The organism is Micromonospora arida (assembly GCF_042873195.1).
Classification (GTDB): domain Bacteria; phylum Actinomycetota; class Actinomycetes; order Mycobacteriales; family Micromonosporaceae; genus Micromonospora; species Micromonospora arida.
In genome coordinates, this window is record NZ_JBIALC010000006.1 from 353,496 (window position 1) to 370,119 (window position 16,624).

Annotated in this window: 15 protein-coding genes; 6 read left to right on the plus strand and 9 right to left on the minus strand. The window is 71.0% G+C overall.

All coding sequences use genetic code 11. The features are described from left to right. Positions 1-7 precede the first annotated feature (7 nt). Complete coding sequence (locus tag ACFYP0_RS20505) at positions 8-1,174, minus strand: acyl-CoA dehydrogenase family protein (protein WP_386997153.1); 1,167 nt, start codon at positions 1,172-1,174, stop codon at positions 8-10. A gap of 40 nt (positions 1,175-1,214) precedes the next feature. Then, entirely contained in the window at positions 1,215-1,988 is a 774-nt protein-coding gene (locus tag ACFYP0_RS20510) for a class I SAM-dependent methyltransferase (RefSeq protein WP_124854918.1), read from the minus strand. A gap of 46 nt (positions 1,989-2,034) precedes the next feature. Between ACFYP0_RS20510 and ACFYP0_RS20515 the strand changes: the two genes are divergently transcribed. The 4 genes from ACFYP0_RS20515 to disA all read left to right on the plus strand — a co-directional run bounded on the left by ACFYP0_RS20515 (position 2,035) and on the right by disA (position 6,654). Continuing rightward, positions 2,035-2,874, plus strand: a complete 840-nt coding sequence (locus ACFYP0_RS20515) for a UbiA family prenyltransferase (protein ID WP_124854920.1) — start codon at positions 2,035-2,037, stop codon at positions 2,872-2,874. A 141-nt stretch (positions 2,875-3,015) separates the two neighbouring features. Next, a complete protein-coding gene (locus tag ACFYP0_RS20520) occupies positions 3,016-3,795 on the plus strand; it encodes a hypothetical protein (protein WP_386997155.1) in 780 nt (259 codons plus the stop codon). A gap of 85 nt (positions 3,796-3,880) precedes the next feature. Further along, positions 3,881-5,338: a DNA repair protein RadA gene (gene radA / locus ACFYP0_RS20525; protein WP_124854924.1), complete on the plus strand. Its 1,458-nt coding sequence runs from the start codon at positions 3,881-3,883 to the stop codon at positions 5,336-5,338. 131 nt (positions 5,339-5,469) lie between these two features. After that, positions 5,470-6,654: a DNA integrity scanning diadenylate cyclase DisA gene (gene disA / locus ACFYP0_RS20530; RefSeq protein WP_030327921.1), complete on the plus strand. Its 1,185-nt coding sequence runs from the start codon at positions 5,470-5,472 to the stop codon at positions 6,652-6,654. A 6-nt stretch (positions 6,655-6,660) separates the two neighbouring features. Here the strand turns inward: disA and ACFYP0_RS20535 are convergent, their stop codons facing one another. The 3 genes from ACFYP0_RS20535 to ACFYP0_RS20545 all read right to left on the minus strand — a co-directional run bounded on the left by ACFYP0_RS20535 (position 6,661) and on the right by ACFYP0_RS20545 (position 8,568). Further along, complete coding sequence (locus ACFYP0_RS20535) at positions 6,661-7,368, minus strand: hypothetical protein (protein ID WP_386997158.1); 708 nt, start codon at positions 7,366-7,368, stop codon at positions 6,661-6,663. Between the two features lie 118 nt (positions 7,369-7,486). Beyond that, on the minus strand, positions 7,487-8,059 hold the full coding sequence (locus ACFYP0_RS20540) for a peptide deformylase (protein ID WP_124854928.1): 573 nt from the start codon (positions 8,057-8,059) through the stop codon (positions 7,487-7,489). Then, the gene (locus ACFYP0_RS20545) at positions 8,056-8,568 is read right to left on the minus strand and encodes a glycine cleavage system protein R (protein WP_091403183.1); all 513 of its coding nucleotides are present in this window, start codon (positions 8,566-8,568) and stop codon (positions 8,056-8,058) included. Before ACFYP0_RS20545 ends, ACFYP0_RS20540 begins: the two co-directional genes overlap by 4 nt. A gap of 96 nt (positions 8,569-8,664) precedes the next feature. Between ACFYP0_RS20545 and ACFYP0_RS20550 the strand changes: the two genes are divergently transcribed. Continuing rightward, positions 8,665-9,576, plus strand: a complete 912-nt coding sequence (locus tag ACFYP0_RS20550) for an A/G-specific adenine glycosylase (RefSeq protein ID WP_124854981.1) — start codon at positions 8,665-8,667, stop codon at positions 9,574-9,576. A 344-nt stretch (positions 9,577-9,920) separates the two neighbouring features. Here ACFYP0_RS20550 and ACFYP0_RS20555 read toward each other — a convergent pair whose 3' ends face one another. From ACFYP0_RS20555 to lysS, 3 genes are all read right to left on the minus strand, one after another. Beyond that, positions 9,921-12,464 (minus strand): ATP-dependent Clp protease ATP-binding subunit, encoded by a 2,544-nt coding sequence (locus ACFYP0_RS20555; protein WP_030327930.1) that lies wholly within the window; start codon positions 12,462-12,464, stop codon positions 9,921-9,923. A gap of 533 nt (positions 12,465-12,997) precedes the next feature. Next, entirely contained in the window at positions 12,998-13,342 is a 345-nt protein-coding gene (locus ACFYP0_RS20560; protein ID WP_036392792.1) for a histone-like nucleoid-structuring protein Lsr2, read from the minus strand. Positions 13,343-13,454: 112 nt separating this feature from the next. Continuing rightward, complete coding sequence (lysS, locus tag ACFYP0_RS20565; protein WP_386997161.1) at positions 13,455-14,963, minus strand: lysine--tRNA ligase; 1,509 nt, start codon at positions 14,961-14,963, stop codon at positions 13,455-13,457. A gap of 88 nt (positions 14,964-15,051) precedes the next feature. On the opposite strand from lysS, the gene ACFYP0_RS20570 reads away from it, so the two are divergent. Next, on the plus strand, positions 15,052-15,792 hold the full coding sequence (locus ACFYP0_RS20570) for a class I SAM-dependent methyltransferase (protein WP_386997163.1): 741 nt from the start codon (positions 15,052-15,054) through the stop codon (positions 15,790-15,792). 37 nt (positions 15,793-15,829) lie between these two features. Here ACFYP0_RS20570 and ACFYP0_RS20575 read toward each other — a convergent pair whose 3' ends face one another. Beyond that, positions 15,830-16,588, minus strand: a complete 759-nt coding sequence (locus ACFYP0_RS20575; RefSeq protein ID WP_091403191.1) for a type III pantothenate kinase — start codon at positions 16,586-16,588, stop codon at positions 15,830-15,832. Between the last annotated feature and the right edge of the window lie 36 nt (positions 16,589-16,624).

Genomic DNA, 16,624 nt, shown 5'->3' on the forward strand with positions numbered 1-16,624 from the left:
GGCGGGCTCACCAACGCGGTGCCGATCCGTCACGATCCGGGTCGCCGCCCAGTGCGGCGATGCCGAGCCAGTCGGCGCAGACATCCGACGTGGCCGGGTGCAGCGAGCCGCAGCGGGCGTCGCGGTAGAGCCGCTCCAGCGGATGTCCACGGCGTGTCGCCGAGGTGCCCGCCGCCTCCAGCACCGACGCCGCCACCTCGGCGGCCGTGGTCCCGGCGAGCAGCTTCGCCCGCCACACCCAACGGTTGGTCTCCTCGTCACCGGGCGCCTCGTCCACCCGGCGGGCCGCCTCGGCCACCACCAACTGCGCGGCGGCCGTCGCCGCGTCCGCCCGACCCAGCCGGGCCCGCACCGCCGGCAGACCGGACAGGTTGCGGGCGTTGAGGTGCTCGGCCGCTGCGTCGATCGCCGCACGGGCGACCCCCACGTAGACGGCGGCGTAGCTGGCGACCAACCAGTGCGGCATCAGCTGGGCGACCACCAGCGCCAGCCCTTCGACCCCACCGAGCAGCCGGTCGGCGGGCACTGTGACGTCCAGGTGCAGGTCGTGGGAGGAGGTGGCGCGCATGCCGAGTGAGTCCCAGGTCGGCTCCACGGTCAGCCCGTCGCCGGCCGGCACCAGGAACTGTGAGACCACCGACTGGTCGGCCGCGCTGCGCGCCGCAACCAGGTAGCCGTCCGCGTGCCCGGCACCGGAGCAGAAGGTCTTGCTGCCCTTGAGATGCCAGCCCCCGTCGGTCGGCTCGTACGCCGTGGTCAGCTGGGACAGCCGCGCGCCCGCGCCACGCTCGCTCATCGCGACCGCGTACCAGGAGCCCTGCGCCGCCGCGCTGAGCAGCCGGTCGCGGGCGACCAGCGCCTCGTCCGGTACGCCCAACGCCTCGGCCAACTCCTCGGTGACCGCGCCCAGCGCGCCGGTCACCGAGGCGTGCATGTTGAACACCAGGGCCGTCGCACCGTTGCCCCGGGCAAGCTCAGTGGCCACCGCGGCGTACTCGGCGAAGGTGGCGCCCAGACCGCCGAGCGCCCGGGGCACCATCAGCCCGAACAGGCCGGCCTCGCGCAGGTCGGCGAAGTCGTCCACGGGGAAGGAACCGTCCAGGTCGTGCTCGGCCGCCCGCGCGGCGAACCGCGGCGCCAACCGGCGTGCTGCCTCAAGCGCGTGCACCGTCATCTCGTTCCTCCTCGGCGTTCCATACCCCGCCACGGCCTGACTATCCTCTGCGGACCCCCCGGCCCTGGTAGAGCACGGCGGTGGAGCGGGTCGGCACGATGCGCGGCGCGCGGCCGGCAGGCACCGCACCGACCGTTCGGCTCGCGCGAGCGCGGCGCAGCAGCCAGGCGAGCGTGCCGCCGACCTGCGGACGGATGCCCCGCAGCCGCAGGTCGACACCGTGTCGGGCGCACTCGGCCACCAGCGCCCGGGCGTCCACGAACAACCGTGGATCGTGGATGCCGCGGGGCACCGTCGGCAGCCGCTCGGCGATCCGGACCGCGACCAGCCGGGCCAACGCCGTGTCGTTCAGAGTGTCCAGCACCAGCACACCACCGGGGCGCAGCAGCCGACATGCCTCGGCCACCGCGCGCGGCCAGGCCGGCACGTGCTCCAGCAGTTCACCCGCCGAGACCACGTCCGCGCAGCCGTCGGGCAGCGGGACCGCTGTGGCATCACCCTGGACCACCCGCACCCCGTGCTCGGCCGCCTGGACGAGCGCCGAGCGGGTCAGATCCACCCCGACGTGGCGGTAGCCCTTGCCGGCCAGGTGCGGCGCGAGCAGGCCGGCGCCGCAACCCAGATCGACAAGCAACGCGTCCGGACGGGTGGCCGGCGGCACCAGCGCGGCGCGGGCCTCAGCCAGCCAGTGCAGCATCGCGAACGCACCATCCGGCCGCCACCACTCACCGGCCAGATCGTCGTACTGACGCGGATCGTTTCGCGGCAGCACCCTCGGACCGGTGGACGCCCCGGCCGCAGCCACGTCTCGCATGGAACCGAGCGTGGCACGACTGCTCGGTAACGACCAGACTTCCCTTATGTCGTCGAGGGTGTTAGGGCTGGTCAGAGCGAGCCATCCGGAACCGGCCGCGGCGGTGACCACGGTGGCCGGTCTGCTGGCCTGGGGAGTGGGCCACCGGCCGGCCGGAATCGTCTCGGTGGTGCTCGCCGTGCTGGCCAGCCAGCTCGCCGTCGGCTGGACCAACGACGCGCTGGACGCCGAGCGGGACGCCACTGTGGGGCGGACCGACAAACCGGTCGCCAGTGGCGCGGTCGGTCGACGCGTCACGGCCTGGGCCGCCGCGGCGGCCGCGGTGGCCTGCCCGCTGCTGGCGCTGACCACGAACCCGGTGGCGGCGTTCTGGCTGACGCTCGCCCTGGTCTCCGCCCTGCTCTACGACTGGCCGCTCAAGGCCACCGCGTTCTCGGTGCTGCCCTACGCCGTGTCGTTCGGCGCGCTGCCCGCCTTCGTGGTGCTGGCGCTGCCCGGTCAGCCGACCCCGCCGGCCTGGCTGGTGGCGGCGGCGGCCTGCCTGGGCGCCGGTGCGCACTTCGCCAACGTGCTGCCCGACCTGGCCGACGACGCCCGCACCGGCGTGCGCGGCCTGCCCCACCGGCTGGGTGCCGCAGGCAGCCGGGTGGCCGCGGCGGGTCTCCTCCTCGCGGCGACCGCGACACTGGTCCTCGGACCACCCGGCCCGCCGACGGCGATCGGTTGGGCGGCGGTCGGCACGGCCGCCGTGGTGCCGCCGCTGAGCTGGTACGCCGGGCGCTCCGCGATCCGGGCCGGCCGGCGGCCGGTGGCGGCCTTCCGGGCGGTGATGCTGGTGGCCCTCATCGACGTGGTTCTGCTGGTGGCGAGCGGTCGGGTGGTGTGAACGCCCCCCGGGCAGGTGGCATTGCCCGGGTCCGCGTGCGGGCCTCGATCAGTCCCAACTACCCTGGAGCGCGGTCTGCGCGGGTATGGCCACCGTGCCCGGCGTACGGCCCGGGTGGGGATTGTGACGAGGAGGACCGACGTGACGCGCTCGATCAGGGGATCCCGGCGGGCGGCCCTGTTGCTGTCCGGGATTGCGGCGGCCAGCCTGCTGGCTTCCGGATGCGGCACCGGTCAGATCGCCGAGACCGCATTGAAGGAGCCGTCGGTCCAGGGCGTCAGCCTCACCACCAACAACGGTTCCTTCTCGGTGCGGGGCCTGCTCGTGGACTACCCGGGCACCGAGGGTTACAAGGCCGGCCAGGACGCTGGGTTCAGCGCCGTGATCTACAACGACTCGAAGGAGACGGTGACTGTCACCGTCACCACGGAGAGCGCCCGCGAGGTCGTGATCAGCGGCGGCTCGGCGAGCACGTCGCCGTCCGCCTCGGAATCCGCCTCCATGAGCCCCTCGCCGTCCGGTTCGGCCAGCCCGTCGAACTCGACGTCCGGTTCGCCGAGCCCGTCGGTGACGCCCTCCGAGACCGGATCGTCCTCGGCCACCCCGTCCGCCCCGGAGTCGGCGCGGGCGTCCGGTTCGGCCAGCCCTTCGGCCCCCGGCCAGCCGGCCCGGATCGAGCTGGCGCCGTTGAGCTACATCCAGTTCAACTCCGAGGCCACCACCCAGCTCCGGCTGATCGGTCTGACCGAGGCGCTGCGGTCCGGCCAGAACGTGGTCGTGACCTTCGACTTCGGCAACGGCAACACGGTCACCGGGCAGGCGCCGGTCGCCGTGCCGCTCACCCCGGCGGCCCCTCCGTCGCCGATCATCGAGCGCGAGGGTGGCTACGAGGGCAACGAGGGCGGCACGACCCACGAGTGACCCGACCCGCACATCGACGAACACCCCGGCGTGGTGACCACCACGCCGGGGTGTTTTCGTCGTACGCGAGGGCTAGCGTCCTGATGTGACCACCTCCCGATCGACAGCTCCGCGTGGCGGCACGGCCGGTGCCGCCCGTGGTCGGTCCACCGCCCGCGAGCCGCGTCCGGCCTACCAGTGCGACGCCTGCGGGCACCAGCCGCCCAAGTGGGTGGGGCGCTGCCCGGAGTGCGGCGAGTGGGGGGCCGTGGTCGAGCACACGGTGACCGGCCCGACGGTCTCCGGTCGGGTGGTCAGCTCCCGGATGCCGTCCGAGCCGGCCCGACCGATCGCCACCATCAGCGCCGCTCCGGCCCGCGCGGTGCCCACCGGGGTGAGCGAGCTCGACCGGGTGCTCGGCGGCGGCCTGGTCCCGGGTGCCGTGGTGCTGCTCGCCGGCGAGCCCGGTGTGGGTAAGTCGACCCTCCTTCTCGATGTGGCGCAGCAGTGGGCGGTCGGCGCCGGCAGCCCCTCGCTGGTGGTCAGCGGCGAAGAGTCGGTCAGTCAGGTGCGCCTGCGCGCCGAGCGGATGGGCACCCTGCACGAGCGGCTCTACCTCGCGGCGGAGAGCGACCTCGCCTCGGTGCTCGGTCACCTCGACGCGGTCAAGCCGGGCCTGTTGGTGCTCGACTCGGTGCAGACCATCTCGACCACCGGCACCGAGGGTGTGCCCGGTGGGGTGACCCAGGTCCGCGCGGTCACCGCCGCGCTGGTCTCGGTCGCCAAGGAGCGGGGCATCGCCACCGTGCTGGTCGGGCACGTCACCAAGGACGGTCAGGTGGCCGGGCCTCGGGTGCTGGAGCACCTGGTCGATGTGGTGCTGCACTTCGAGGGCGACAAGCACTCGTCGCTGCGCCTGGTGCGCGGCGTGAAGAACAGGTTCGGCGCGGCCGACGAGGTCGGCTGCTTCGAGATGCACGAGGGTGGCATCAGCAGCCTGGCCGACCCGTCCGGGCTGTTCCTGACCCGCTACGCGGAACCGGTCCCGGGCACCTGCGTGACGGTGGCCATGGAGGGGCGGCGGGCCCTGGTCACCGAGGTGCAGGCGTTGATCGGCGCGACCGTGGCGGGCTCTCCCCGGCGCACCGTCTCCGGTCTCGACTCGGCGCGACTGGCGATGGTGCTCGCGGTGCTGCAACGGCGCACCGAGCGGCTGACCCTGCACGACCGGGAGGTCTTCGCCGCCACCGTCGGCGGGATCCGGGTGGTGGAGCCGGCCGCCGACCTGGCGGTGGCTCTGGCGGTCGCCTCCGGCGGGCTCAACCTGGCGATCGCGCCGCACCTGGTGGCGATCGGTGAGGTGGGGCTGACCGGCGAGGTGCGCCGGGTCGGGGCGGTGCCGCGCCGGCTGGCCGAGGCCGCCCGGCTGGGGTTCAAGGTGGCCCTGGTGCCGCCCGGCTGCGGCCCGACCAGCACCGGCGCGGGCCCCGAGCAGATGCGGGTGACCGAGGTCACCGACGTCCGTTCGGCGCTGCACCATGCGGCTCGCGCGTCCGCCGAGTGACCCACCGTGCCGACGAGGGCGGCGAAACCGGACAGCACGTCGCAAGCGGGAAACGTCGGAAAGGGCGGCATCGTGACACATCACAGTAACCACGACAGCACCCACCGCACGGCAGTCCGTAGACTGTGCCCGTGCCGATCGACCGCGATACCACCAAGCCAGCCGGCGCGCCGCCTCAGGCCCGCACCGGCGCCGTGGGCTCGCCCGCCCGCCCGATCAGCGTGAGCGTGACTGCGGGAGCCGCCGGAAGCGCCGGAGATCCGCTACGCGCCAATCTCGCCCTGATGGCCCCGGGCACCGCCTTGCGCGACGGTCTGGAGCGCATCCTGCGGGGTCGCACGGGCGCGCTCATCGTGCTCGGCTACGACAAGGTGGTCGAGGGCCTCTGCACCGGCGGCTTCCCGCTGGATGTGGAGTTCTCCGCGACCCGCGTACGCGAGCTGTGCAAGATGGACGGCGCTGTCGTGCTCTCCAGCGACGGCACCAGGATCGTCCGGGCGGCAGTGCACCTGATGCCCGACCCGTCCATCCCGACCGAAGAGTCCGGCACCCGGCACCGCACCGCCGAGCGGGTGGCCCGCCAGACCGGCTATCCAGTCATTTCGGTTAGCCAGTCCATGCGGATCATCAGCCTCTACGTCAACGGCCAGCGGCACGTGCTCGACGACTCGGCGGCCATCCTCTCCCGCGCCAACCAGGCCCTCGCCACCCTGGAGCGCTACAAGCTCCGGCTGGACGAGGTCTCCGGCACGCTCTCCGCCTTGGAGATCGAGGATCTGGTCACCGTGCGGGACGCGGTGGCCGTGGTGCAGCGACTGGAGATGGTTCGCCGGATCGCCGACGAGATCGCCGGTTACGTGGTGGAGCTGGGCACCGACGGCCGCCTGCTCGCCCTGCAACTCGACGAGCTGATGGCCGGCGTGGACGCCGACCGCACGCTGGTCATCCGGGACTACCTCCCGGTCGGCCGCAAGTCGCGCACCCTGGACGAGGCTCTCGTCGAACTGGACCTGCTCGGTGCCACCGAGCTGATCGACCTGGTGTCGGTGGCCAAGGCGATCGGCTACCCGGCCGCGTCCGACGCGCTCGACGCCGCGGTCAGCCCGCGCGGCTTCCGACTGTTGGCCAAGGTGCCCCGGCTGCCGGTGGCGGTGGTCGATCGCCTGGTGCTGCACTTCGGCAGCCTCCAGCGTCTGCTCGGCGCGACCGTGGAAGACCTGCAAGCCGTCGAAGGGGTCGGTGACGCCCGGGCCCGCGGCGTCCGTGAGGGGCTGTCCCGGCTCGCCGAGGCATCCATCCTGGAACGCTACGTCTGACCTGGCTCAGCCGGTGACAGTGAGCTTCACCGGGTCGCTGAGCTTCGTGCCGACCCGAGCGAACACCTGGTAGGACCCGACCGGCGGGAACGGCCCGCCGGCCAGCGCTCCGTCGCAGCGGCTGGTGTCCCGCCCGTTCCACGGCACCTGGTAGGAGCGCTCGATGTTCGGCGTGAAGGACACAACGTCCGAGCCCTGGACCTTGCCGCAGGTGTCCGACGACCAGATTTTCTCGGCACCGGACTTGATGAAGATCTCCTGGAGGTCGGCGCCGACGTTGCGGCTGCACGTCCGATCCGACGTGTTCTTGATCTTCAGTTGCAGCTGGACCACCGCGCCCCGCTGCACCGAGGTCGGGCTCGCCGACGAGACCACGCTGATCTCCCCGTCGGTGCAGGTGCCGTCGTCCTCCGAACCGGCCGCCGCGCCCAGCGGCGGTGTGTTGCTGGTGATCGCCGGGCTCGGACTCGTCGCACCCGAATCAGCGGACGCGGACGACGACGGGCCGCCGGTCTGCGGTGTCAGCACCGGCCCAGCGGGACCAGGCGTCGCGGCGGACGGTGAACCGCCCGCCTTCGGCTCCTTGTCGCCGGAACGACCCGAACCGGTACAGGAGTAGAGCAGGACAATCAGGAACAGGAACCCCGCTCCGAGTACGACGGCGCGACGCCGCCAGTACACGGCGGGTGGCAGGGGGCCGACCGTCAGACGCATGATGCCCTCCACCGTAGCCGCGCCGTACCCGGCAGTGCGGCGCGACGCGCCGGAGCCACTCCGGGGCGCTCACTCGACCCTCCACACAGGACGATGAGCAAGCCCGTCCGGCACCCGATCACAGGTAGACCTTGCGCTGGTAAACCGCGTGCGCACCGGCCACCCGGTCCAGGAAGAGTAGCCCCGCGCAGTGGTCGATCTCGTGCTGCAACGCCCGAGCCTCGAAGCCGTCGGTCACCAGCCGGACCGGCTCGCCGCTGCCCGGCAGGTCACCCTCCACCACCAGCCGGCTGGCCCGCTTCACGTCCCCGGTCAGGTCCGGCACCGACATGCAGCCCTCCCGGCCCGGTTTCCACCGCGTCGCCTCGACCACGCGCGCGTTGCACAACACGAAGGTGCCGTGCACCGTCACCGCCTTCGGGTGCCCGGTCACGTCGACGGCGAAGACCCGGGCGCCCACCCCGACCTGCGGCGCGGCCAGCCCGACGCAGCCCGGCGAGACCTTCATCGTGGCTATCAGGTCGGCCGCGAGTTGGACCGTCTCCTTAGCCGTGGGGTCGACCTCGTCCGCGGCCCGACTCAACACCGGATGCGGGGCGGACACCACCGCCCGCACCTCGCCCGGCACGTCCAGCGACTCCGGTGTCCAGTCCCCCAGGCCGACCTCCGGCCCGCGCTCCCCGCCGGTCACAACAGGTCCGGGTCCGCCGGCCGGAGGGTGACCTCCACGCCCAGCTCGGCAGCCGTCCGGTGCAGCCGGTCGAGCAGAGTGTCCGCCACACCGGCCGGCAACTCGACCTCCGCCAGGACCACGTAGAGCGCACCGGTCAACCGGGTACTCAGGTCGGTGACGTTCCCCCCGGCATCCACAAGCACCCGCGTCATCGCCGCGACGATCCCCATCCGGTCCGAACCGTGCACCGCCATCACGTACGGCTCACCCACCGGAGGAACATCGCCGTCCGGGGTGACCGCGCGTACCGTCGCCAGCAGCTGGCCCTCGGCGGCCAGGGACGCCAGTGCGGCCTCGACCTCGGCGGCGGCCGGGCCGGTGCAGATGAGGGTCATCGCGAAATGCCCCCGCAGCCGCGTCATCGTGCTGTCGGTGAGGTTCGCGCCCAGTCGGGCCAGCACCTCCGCGACGTCGGCCACGATGCCCGGCCGGTCCCGACCGATGACGGTGATCGCGAGCTCGTTCATCCGCGCATTCTCCCCCGTCCACCGAACGAGGACGTGGCACCCCGCCCGAGCCGCCCACCCAACGGGAACGCCGGGCGTGACATCATCGACGACGCCATGACTCAACCCGACTTCGCCTCCCTGGTCAGCCGGTGGTTCCAGCAGCACGCCCGTGACCTGCCGTGGCGCGAGCCCGGCGTCACCCCGTGGGCCATCCTGGTCAGCGAGGTCATGCTCCAGCAGACACCCGTGGTCCGGGTGGTGCCGGCCTGGCAGGCGTGGCTGGCCCGCTGGCCGGAGCCGGCCGCGTTGGCGGCGGACACGCCGGCCGAGGCGATCCGGATGTGGGGACGCCTCGGCTACCCCCGTCGGGCGGTCCGACTGCGCGAATGCGCTGTCGCGATCGTCGACCGGCACGGCGGTCAGGTGCCGGACCGGCTGGAGCAACTGCTCGCACTGCCCGGCGTCGGCACGTACACCGCCCGGGCGGTGGCCGCCTTCGCGTACGGGCAGCGGCACCCGGTCGTCGACACCAACGTACGCCGGGTCGTGTGCCGGGCGGTGGCCGGCGAACCGGACGCCGGGCCCGTCACCCGACCAGCGGACCTCGTCGCCACCGAGGAACTGCTTCCCACCGAACCGGCCGCAGCGGCGCTGGCCAGCGCCGCGTTCATGGAACTGGGCGCGGTGATCTGCACAGCCCGGTCACCGCGCTGCACCGCCTGCCCCGTCGAGTCGGTCTGCGCCTGGCGGGCGTCCGGCCAGGAGGCGCCGGCCGGGCCGACCCGCCGACCCCAGCGGTACGCGGGAACCGACCGACAGGTCCGCGGTCTGCTGCTCGGAGTGCTCCGGGACAGCACCGGGCCGGTCCCGCACCAGCGGTTGGACCAGGTCTGGACCGACGACGTCCAACGCGCCCGCGCCCTCGCCGGGCTGGTGCAGGACGGGCTGGTCGAACCCGCCGGCACCGACTCCTTCCGCCTGGTCGGTGACGGCCCGTCCCTGCCAACCGCGGACCTCACCACCTGACCCGTCCAGCCTGCGCGCCGGGCCCCTGACCTGCCCACCTGCGCGCCGGGCCCACGCCGAACGCCCTAACGCGGCGCGCGAAGGCCGACAATCGGCGCCTTCCACCTCAAGATCGTGCTCGATCCTGGATGTAGTGGTGTCGGGCGCGCCGGATGCCACTACATCCAGGATGTTGCGTGATCTTGTGAGAGCGCCCGCATGCGGCGGGGCGCGTCGGGCATGTGCGACGCAGAGGCTGCCGGGAGGGCACGAGCCGGGGCGGCGGCGGGGTGACCTGAGGGGGGCGCAACAAGGCGGGGCCCCGGTGGCTTGCGCCACCGGGACCCCGCCCCTTGCTGGTTGTGTTACTCGTCCACGCCTGCGGCGGCGGTGCCAGCGGCAGTGCCACCAAGATCGGCCGGAACGGCGTCCGGAACCTCGACCGGCTTGTCCGAGCCCCGGAAGACGAGCTTGGACTTGTCGATGTCGTCCGGGTCGCCCTCGCAGTCCACCACGACGATCTGACCCGGGGTCAGCTCGTTGAACAGGATCCGCTCGGAGAGGTTGTCCTCGATGTCGCGCTGGATCGTGCGACGAAGCGGACGGGCACCGAGCACCGGGTCGAAGCCCTTCGCGGCCAGGTACTTCTTGGCGTTGTCGGTCAGCTCCAGACCCATGTCCTTGTTCCGCAGCTGGCCCTCGATCCGCTGGATCATGATGTCCACGATCGAGAGGATCTCGGTCTGACGCAGCTGGTGGAAGACGATGGTGTCGTCGATCCGGTTGAGGAACTCAGGCCGGAAGTGCTGCTTGAGCTCGTCGTTGACCTTCTGCTTCATCCGGTCGTAGTTGGACTCGGAGTCCTCCGACTGCTGGAAGCCCAGCGACACCGCCTTGGCGACGTCACGGGTGCCCAGGTTCGTGGTCAGGATGATGACCGTGTTCTTGAAGTCCACGATCCGACCCTGACCGTCGGTGAGCCGACCGTCTTCGAGGATCTGCAGGAGCGTGTTGAACACGTCCGGGTGAGCCTTCTCGATCTCGTCGAAGAGGACCACCGAGAACGGCCGACGCCGCACCTTCTCGGTCAGCTGCCCGCCCTCGTCGTAGCCGACGTAGCCGGGAGGGGCACCCACGAGCCGGGAGACCGTGTAACGGTCGTGGAACTCGGACATGTCCAGCTGGATGAGGGCGTCCTCGCTGCCGAAGAGGAACTCGGCGAGCGCCTTGGACAGCTCGGTCTTACCGACACCGGACGGGCCGGCGAAGATGAACGAGCCCGACGGGCGCTTCGGGTCCTTCAGGCCGGCCCGGGTACGCCGGATCGCCTTCGAGACCGCCTTGACCGCGTCCTCCTGGCCGATGACGCGCTTGTGCAGCTCGTCCTCCATGCGCAGCAGGCGCGAGGTCTCCTCCTCGGTCAGCTTGTAGACCGGGATGCCGGTCCAGTTGCCGAGCACCTCGGCGATCTGCTCGTCGTCAACCTCGCTGACGACGTCCAGGTCACCGGCCTTCCACTCCTTCTCCCGCTGAGCCTTCTGGCCGAGGAGCTGCTTCTCCTTGTCGCGCAGCTGGGCGGCGCGCTCGAAGTCCTGCGCGTCGATCGCGGACTCCTTGTCACGACGCACCTGGGCGATGCGCTCGTCGAAGTCACGCAGGTCTGGCGGCGCGGTCATCCGACGGATTCGCATCCGGGCACCGGCCTCGTCGATCAGGTCGATCGCCTTGTCCGGGAGGAAGCGGTCGGAGATGTACCGGTCGGCCAGGGTCGCGGCAGCCACGAGAGCAGCGTCGGTGATGCTCACGCGGTGGTGAGCCTCGTAGCGGTCCCGCAGGCCCTTGAGGATCTCGATGGTGTGGGCCAGCGACGGCTCACCCACCTGGATCGGCTGGAAGCGGCGCTCGAGAGCGGCGTCCTTCTCCAGGTGCTTGCGGTACTCGTCGAGCGTGGTGGCACCGATGGTCTGCAGCTCACCACGGGCCAGCATCGGCTTGAGGATGCTCGCGGCGTCGATCGCGCCCTCGGCGGCACCCGCACCCACCAGGGTGTGGATCTCGTCGATGAACAGGATGATGTCGCCACGGGTGCGGATCTCCTTGAGCACCTTCTTGAGGCGCTCCTCGAAGTCACCGCGGTAGCGGGAACCGGCGACGAGCGCGCCCAGGTCGAGCGTGTAGAGCTGCTTGTCCTTGAGAGTCTCGGGCACCTCGCCCTTGATGATCTTCTGGGACAGGCCCTCCACCACGGCGGTCTTGCCGACGCCGGGCTCACCGATCAGGACCGGGTTGTTCTTGGTACGGCGGGAGAGCACCTGCATGACCCGCTCGATTTCCTTCTCGCGCCCGATGACCGGGTCGAGCTTGCCCTCGCGGGCGGCCTGAGTCAGGTTGCGGCCGAACTGGTCCAGCACCAGGCTGGTCGACGGCGCGGCCTCACCCGGCGCGGCGCCCGCCGCGGCAGGCTCCTTGCCCTGGTAGCCGGAGAGCAGCTGGATCACCTGCTGGCGGACCCGGTTGAGGTCGGCGCCGAGCTTGACCAGCACCTGGGCGGCGACGCCCTCGCCCTCACGGATCAGCCCGAGCAGGATGTGCTCCGTGCCGATGTAGTTGTGGCCGAGCTGCAGCGCCTCGCGCAGCGACAGCTCCAGCACCTTCTTGGCTCGCGGCGTGAACGGGATGTGCCCGCTCGGCGCCTGCTGGCCCTGGCCGATGATCTCCTCGACCTGCTGGCGGACGCCCTCCAGGGAGATGCCGAGGCTCTCCAGGGCCTTTGCCGCGACGCCTTCACCTTCGTGGATCAGGCCCAGCAGGATGTGTTCCGTACCGATGTAGTTGTGGTTGAGCATCCGGGCCTCTTCTTGGGCCAGGACGACAACCCGTCGCGCTCGGTCGGTGAACCGCTCGAACATGCCCTCGTGCTCCTCACGTGCCGTGCGCCTTGATGGTCAAGATCTTGGCGGGGCCGGTGCACGAACGTCCAGGACGGGCGTCCGTGCCTCCTTACTCTATCGTCGCTGACCGACTCAGCTGAGGTCGTGTGTCTCTGCTCTGGGTCGGTTGCACGTCGTTTTGAACAACCGTCCGCGCTCAGGAGGTGTTCCGGTAGCCCTGTCGCTACGCGCAGAGCGAAATCCGACTGGCTCGACGGAAGCCCGATCCGGGGTCCGGAAGCGCTCCGGGAGTCCCTGGAGGGCGGATCGGCGGTCGCGACGAGTGCCGCGCCGGACCCCTGAAGGAGGCTGTCCACAGGCTGTGGACAACTGTTCCACTGGTTGTGGACAACGCCGGTGGGCCCGGAATGCTTCCCGGCCCCGGACGCACACGGCGACGCCGCCCGGATACGGCGACGCCGCCCGGATACGGCGACGCCGGCCCGGAGAACTCCTCCGGCCCGGCGTCGGTGTCGCCTGCGGTGGCGGCTGGCCACCAAGCTGCTGACGGATCAGCGCTTCGCGTGGAACTCGTCCACGATCTCCTGCGGGATACGACCCCGGTCCGAGATGTCCTTGCCGGCCTTCTTGGCCCACTCCCGGATCGCCTTGTTCTGTTCCCGATCGGCGGTCGCGCCACCCCGACCGCGGGCAGCCCGCCCACCGATCACGACACCACCACGGCCGACCTTGGTGCCGGCGCCAACGTACGACGCAAATGCATCGCGCAATTTCGCGGCGTTGGCGCTCGACAGGTCGATCTCGTACTGAACGCCGTCGAGGGCGAACTTGACGGTCTCGTCCGCGTCCCCGCCGTCCAGGTCATCGACCAGCTTGTGAATGATCTGCTTGGCCACGTCCCACATTCCTTTCGAGCAGGGAGCTCCTGCTAACGAGAGCACAATAACCCGCGCGCCGCTCGTCGCGTCAATAGGATCCGGTTACGGCTCGGCGTACGCCCGGACGGGACTACTCCTGGCGGACCAACGGGAAGAGGATCGTTTCCCGAATTCCGAGGCCGGTCAGGGCCATCAAGAGCCGGTCGATTCCCATTCCCATACCGCCGGCCGGCGGCATTCCATACTCCATCGCCCGAAGAAAGTCCTCGTCGAGACGCATCGCCTCGTCGTCGCCACGGGCGGCCAACTGCGCCTGGGCGACCAGCCGTTCCCGCTGCACGATCGGGTCGACCAGCTCGGAGTACGCGGTGCCCAGCTCGAAGCCGAGCACGTAGAGGTCCCACTTCTCGGCCAGCCCCGGCTCGCTGCGGTGGGCCCGGGTGAGCGGGCTGGTCTCCTCCGGGTAGTCCCGTACGAAGGTGGGCGCCTCCAGGCCGGGAACGACCAGTTCCTCGAACAACTCCTCGGCCAGCTTGCCCGGGCCCCACTTCGGGTCCACGGCCAATCCGACCTTGTCCGCGTACTCCACCAGGCGTGTGCGTTCGGTGCGGACCGTGACCTCCTCGCCCAGCGCTTCGGAAAGCACACCGAACAACGTCACGGACCGCCACTCGCCGCCCAGGTCGAACTCGCGCCCGTCGGCGTGGGTCACCACCGTCGAGCCGCTCACCGCGATCGCCGCCTGTTGCACGAGATTGCGGGTCAACTCGGCCATCGTGTCGTAGTCGCCGTACGCCTGGTACGTCTCCAGCATCGCGAACTCCGGCGAGTGCGAAGAGTCGACACCCTCATTACGGAAGTTGCGGTTGATCTCGAAGACGCGATCGACGCCGCCGACCACAGCGCGCTTGAGAAACAGTTCCGGAGCGATTCGCAGATACAGATCGGTGTTCAACGCATTGCTGTGGGTCACGAACGGTCGAGCCGCCGCGCCGCCATGCAGCAGTTGCAACATCGGCGTTTCCACCTCGATGAAGCCCTGCCCGTGCAGTGAATCGCGCAGACTGCGTACCGCGGCGGCCCGGGTGCGCACCATCTCCCGTGCCTGCGGCCGGACAATCAGGTCGACATAACGCTGCCGGACGCGCGCCTCCTCAGAGAGGGGCTTGTGGGCCACCGGCAACGGGCGCAGCGCCTTGGCGGTCATCTCCCATTGCTGGGCCAGCACCGACAGCTCACCCCGACGGCTGGTGATCACCTCGCCGGTGACGCCGACGTGGTCGCCGAGGTCGACGAGGCGCTTCCACGCCTCCAGCCGCTCCGGCCCGACCCGGTCCAGGGAGAGCATCGCCTGCAACTCGGTGCCGTCGCCGTCCCGGAGGGTCGCGAAGCAGAGCTTGCCCGTGTTGCGTACGAAGATCACCCGGCCGGTGACCGCGACCTGGTCGCCGGTCGCGGTGTCGGTGGGCAGGTCGGCGTAGGCCGCCCGGACCTGCGCCAGGGTGCTGGTGCGGGGAAAGCCGACCGGGTAGGGCTCGACGCCCTCGGCGAGCATCCGGTCCCGCTTCTCCCGGCGGACCTTCATCTGCTCGGGAAGGTCATCGGCGGGGTCCACTGGCACGGGGTTCTGCTCGGTCACGGCACGCTTCCTCGTCACGGAGATACAGGGGGTCAGGCCCGAGCGTACTCAAGCGGTCCGGAGGGCGTTACGGGATAACCTGCCCGTCATGGTCGATCACACTCACGCCCTGTCGTTCGGTGCCGCCGCGAGTGATTACGACCGGTTTCGACCACGCTATCCCGAGGCTGCGGTCCGTTGGGCACTCGACGGGCTGAGCGAAGCCCGGGTGGTCGATCTCGCTGCGGGCACCGGCATCCTGACCCGCGCTGTACTGGCCCTGGGCCACGAGGTCGTACCGGTCGAGCCCGATCCGGGGATGCGGGCGCAACTCGCCGCCAGCACTCCGGGCACGACGGCGCTGGCGGGCAGCGCCGAAGCCATGCCGCTCCCCGACTCGGCGGTGGACGCGGTGCTGGTCGGGACGGCGTACCACTGGTTCGACCGGGAGCCCGCACACACCGAGATCGCCCGGGCGCTTCGTCCCGGTGGCACCTTCGCCCCCATCTGGAACATCCGGGACGCCAGCGTCGACTGGGTGGCCGAGGTGGGTCGCATCGCCCACTTCGGTGACAAGTCGACCAGCCAGCTCTTCGGCGAGCGCCCCGACTTCGGCCCCGCGTTCGACGCCGTCGAAAAGCGTGAGTTCACGCACCGCACCACGCTCACGCCGGACGAGCTGCTCGGCATGGTCCGCACCCGCTCGTACTGGCTCACCGCCTCCACCGACGATCAGCGACGGGTCGAGCGGGACCTGACCGAACTCCTGAACACCCACCCCGCCCTGACCGGTCGGGACACCATCGAGCTGCCGTACCGGACGCTGGTGCTGCGCGCCCGGCGGCGCTGACGCCGACACGGAGGCCGGCCCCCGGCGGCGACCGGGGTCACAGGTTGCGGTCGTAGACCATCCGCAGGCCGATCAGCGTGATCATCGGCTCGTGGTGGGTGATGCTGCGGCACTCGTTGATCACCAGGGAGGCGAGGCCGCCGGTGGCGATCACCGCCCGCACCTCGCCCAACTCCTCGGTCATCCGCTCGACGATCCGGTCCACCTGCCCGGCGAAGCCGAAGTACAGGCCGGCCTGGAGGCACTCCACGGTGTTCTTGCCGATCACCGAGCGGGGCTTGGTGGCCTCGACCTTGCGTAGCTGCGCGGCCCGGGCGGCCAGCGCGTCGAAGGAGATCTCGATGCCCGGGGCGAACGCGCCGCCGAGGAACTCACCGCGCTCGCTGATCACGTCGAAGTTGGTGGTGGTGCCGAAGTCCACGACGATCGACGGGCCGCCGTAGAGGGTGTACGCGGCCAGGGTGTTCACCACCCGGTCGGCGCCGACCTCCTTCGGGTTGTCGATCGCCAACTGCACCCCCGTCCGCACGCCCGGCTCGACCACGACGCTCGGCAGGTCGGCGTAGTAACGACTGAGCATGGTGCGCAGCGACCGCAGCGCGGCCGGCACCGTGGAGCAGGCGGCCACACCGGTGATCTCGACGTTGTCCCCGGCGAGCAGACCCCGGAACATCAGGCCCAGCTCGTCCGCCGTCGAGCGGGCATCGGTCTTGATCCGCCAGGAGTGCACCAGCTTGTCGCCGTCGAAGGTCGCCAGCACGGTGTTGGTGTTTCCGATGTCGATGCAGAGCAGCACGCACGCAGCCTAGACAACCCGGGCGTGTGTCAAAGC

Bases quoted from the DNA above. Each gene is read 5' to 3' on its own strand.
- ACFYP0_RS20505 (WP_386997153.1), bottom strand. From the start codon at position 1,174: ATGACGGTGCACGCGCTTGAGGCAGCACGCCGGTTGGCGCCGCGGTTC.
- ACFYP0_RS20510 (WP_124854918.1), bottom strand. From the start codon at position 1,988: ATGCGAGACGTGGCTGCGGCCGGGGCGTCCACCGGTCCGAGGGTGCTG.
- ACFYP0_RS20515 (WP_124854920.1), top strand. From the start codon at position 2,035: ATGTCGTCGAGGGTGTTAGGGCTGGTCAGAGCGAGCCATCCGGAACCG.
- ACFYP0_RS20535 (WP_386997158.1), bottom strand. From the start codon at position 7,368: ATGCGTCTGACGGTCGGCCCCCTGCCACCCGCCGTGTACTGGCGGCGT.
- ACFYP0_RS20545 (WP_091403183.1), bottom strand. From the start codon at position 8,568: ATGAACGAGCTCGCGATCACCGTCATCGGTCGGGACCGGCCGGGCATC.
- ACFYP0_RS20550 (WP_124854981.1), top strand. From the start codon at position 8,665: ATGACTCAACCCGACTTCGCCTCCCTGGTCAGCCGGTGGTTCCAGCAG.
- ACFYP0_RS20555 (WP_030327930.1), bottom strand. From the start codon at position 12,464: ATGTTCGAGCGGTTCACCGACCGAGCGCGACGGGTTGTCGTCCTGGCC.
- ACFYP0_RS20570 (WP_386997163.1), top strand. From the start codon at position 15,052: ATGGTCGATCACACTCACGCCCTGTCGTTCGGTGCCGCCGCGAGTGAT.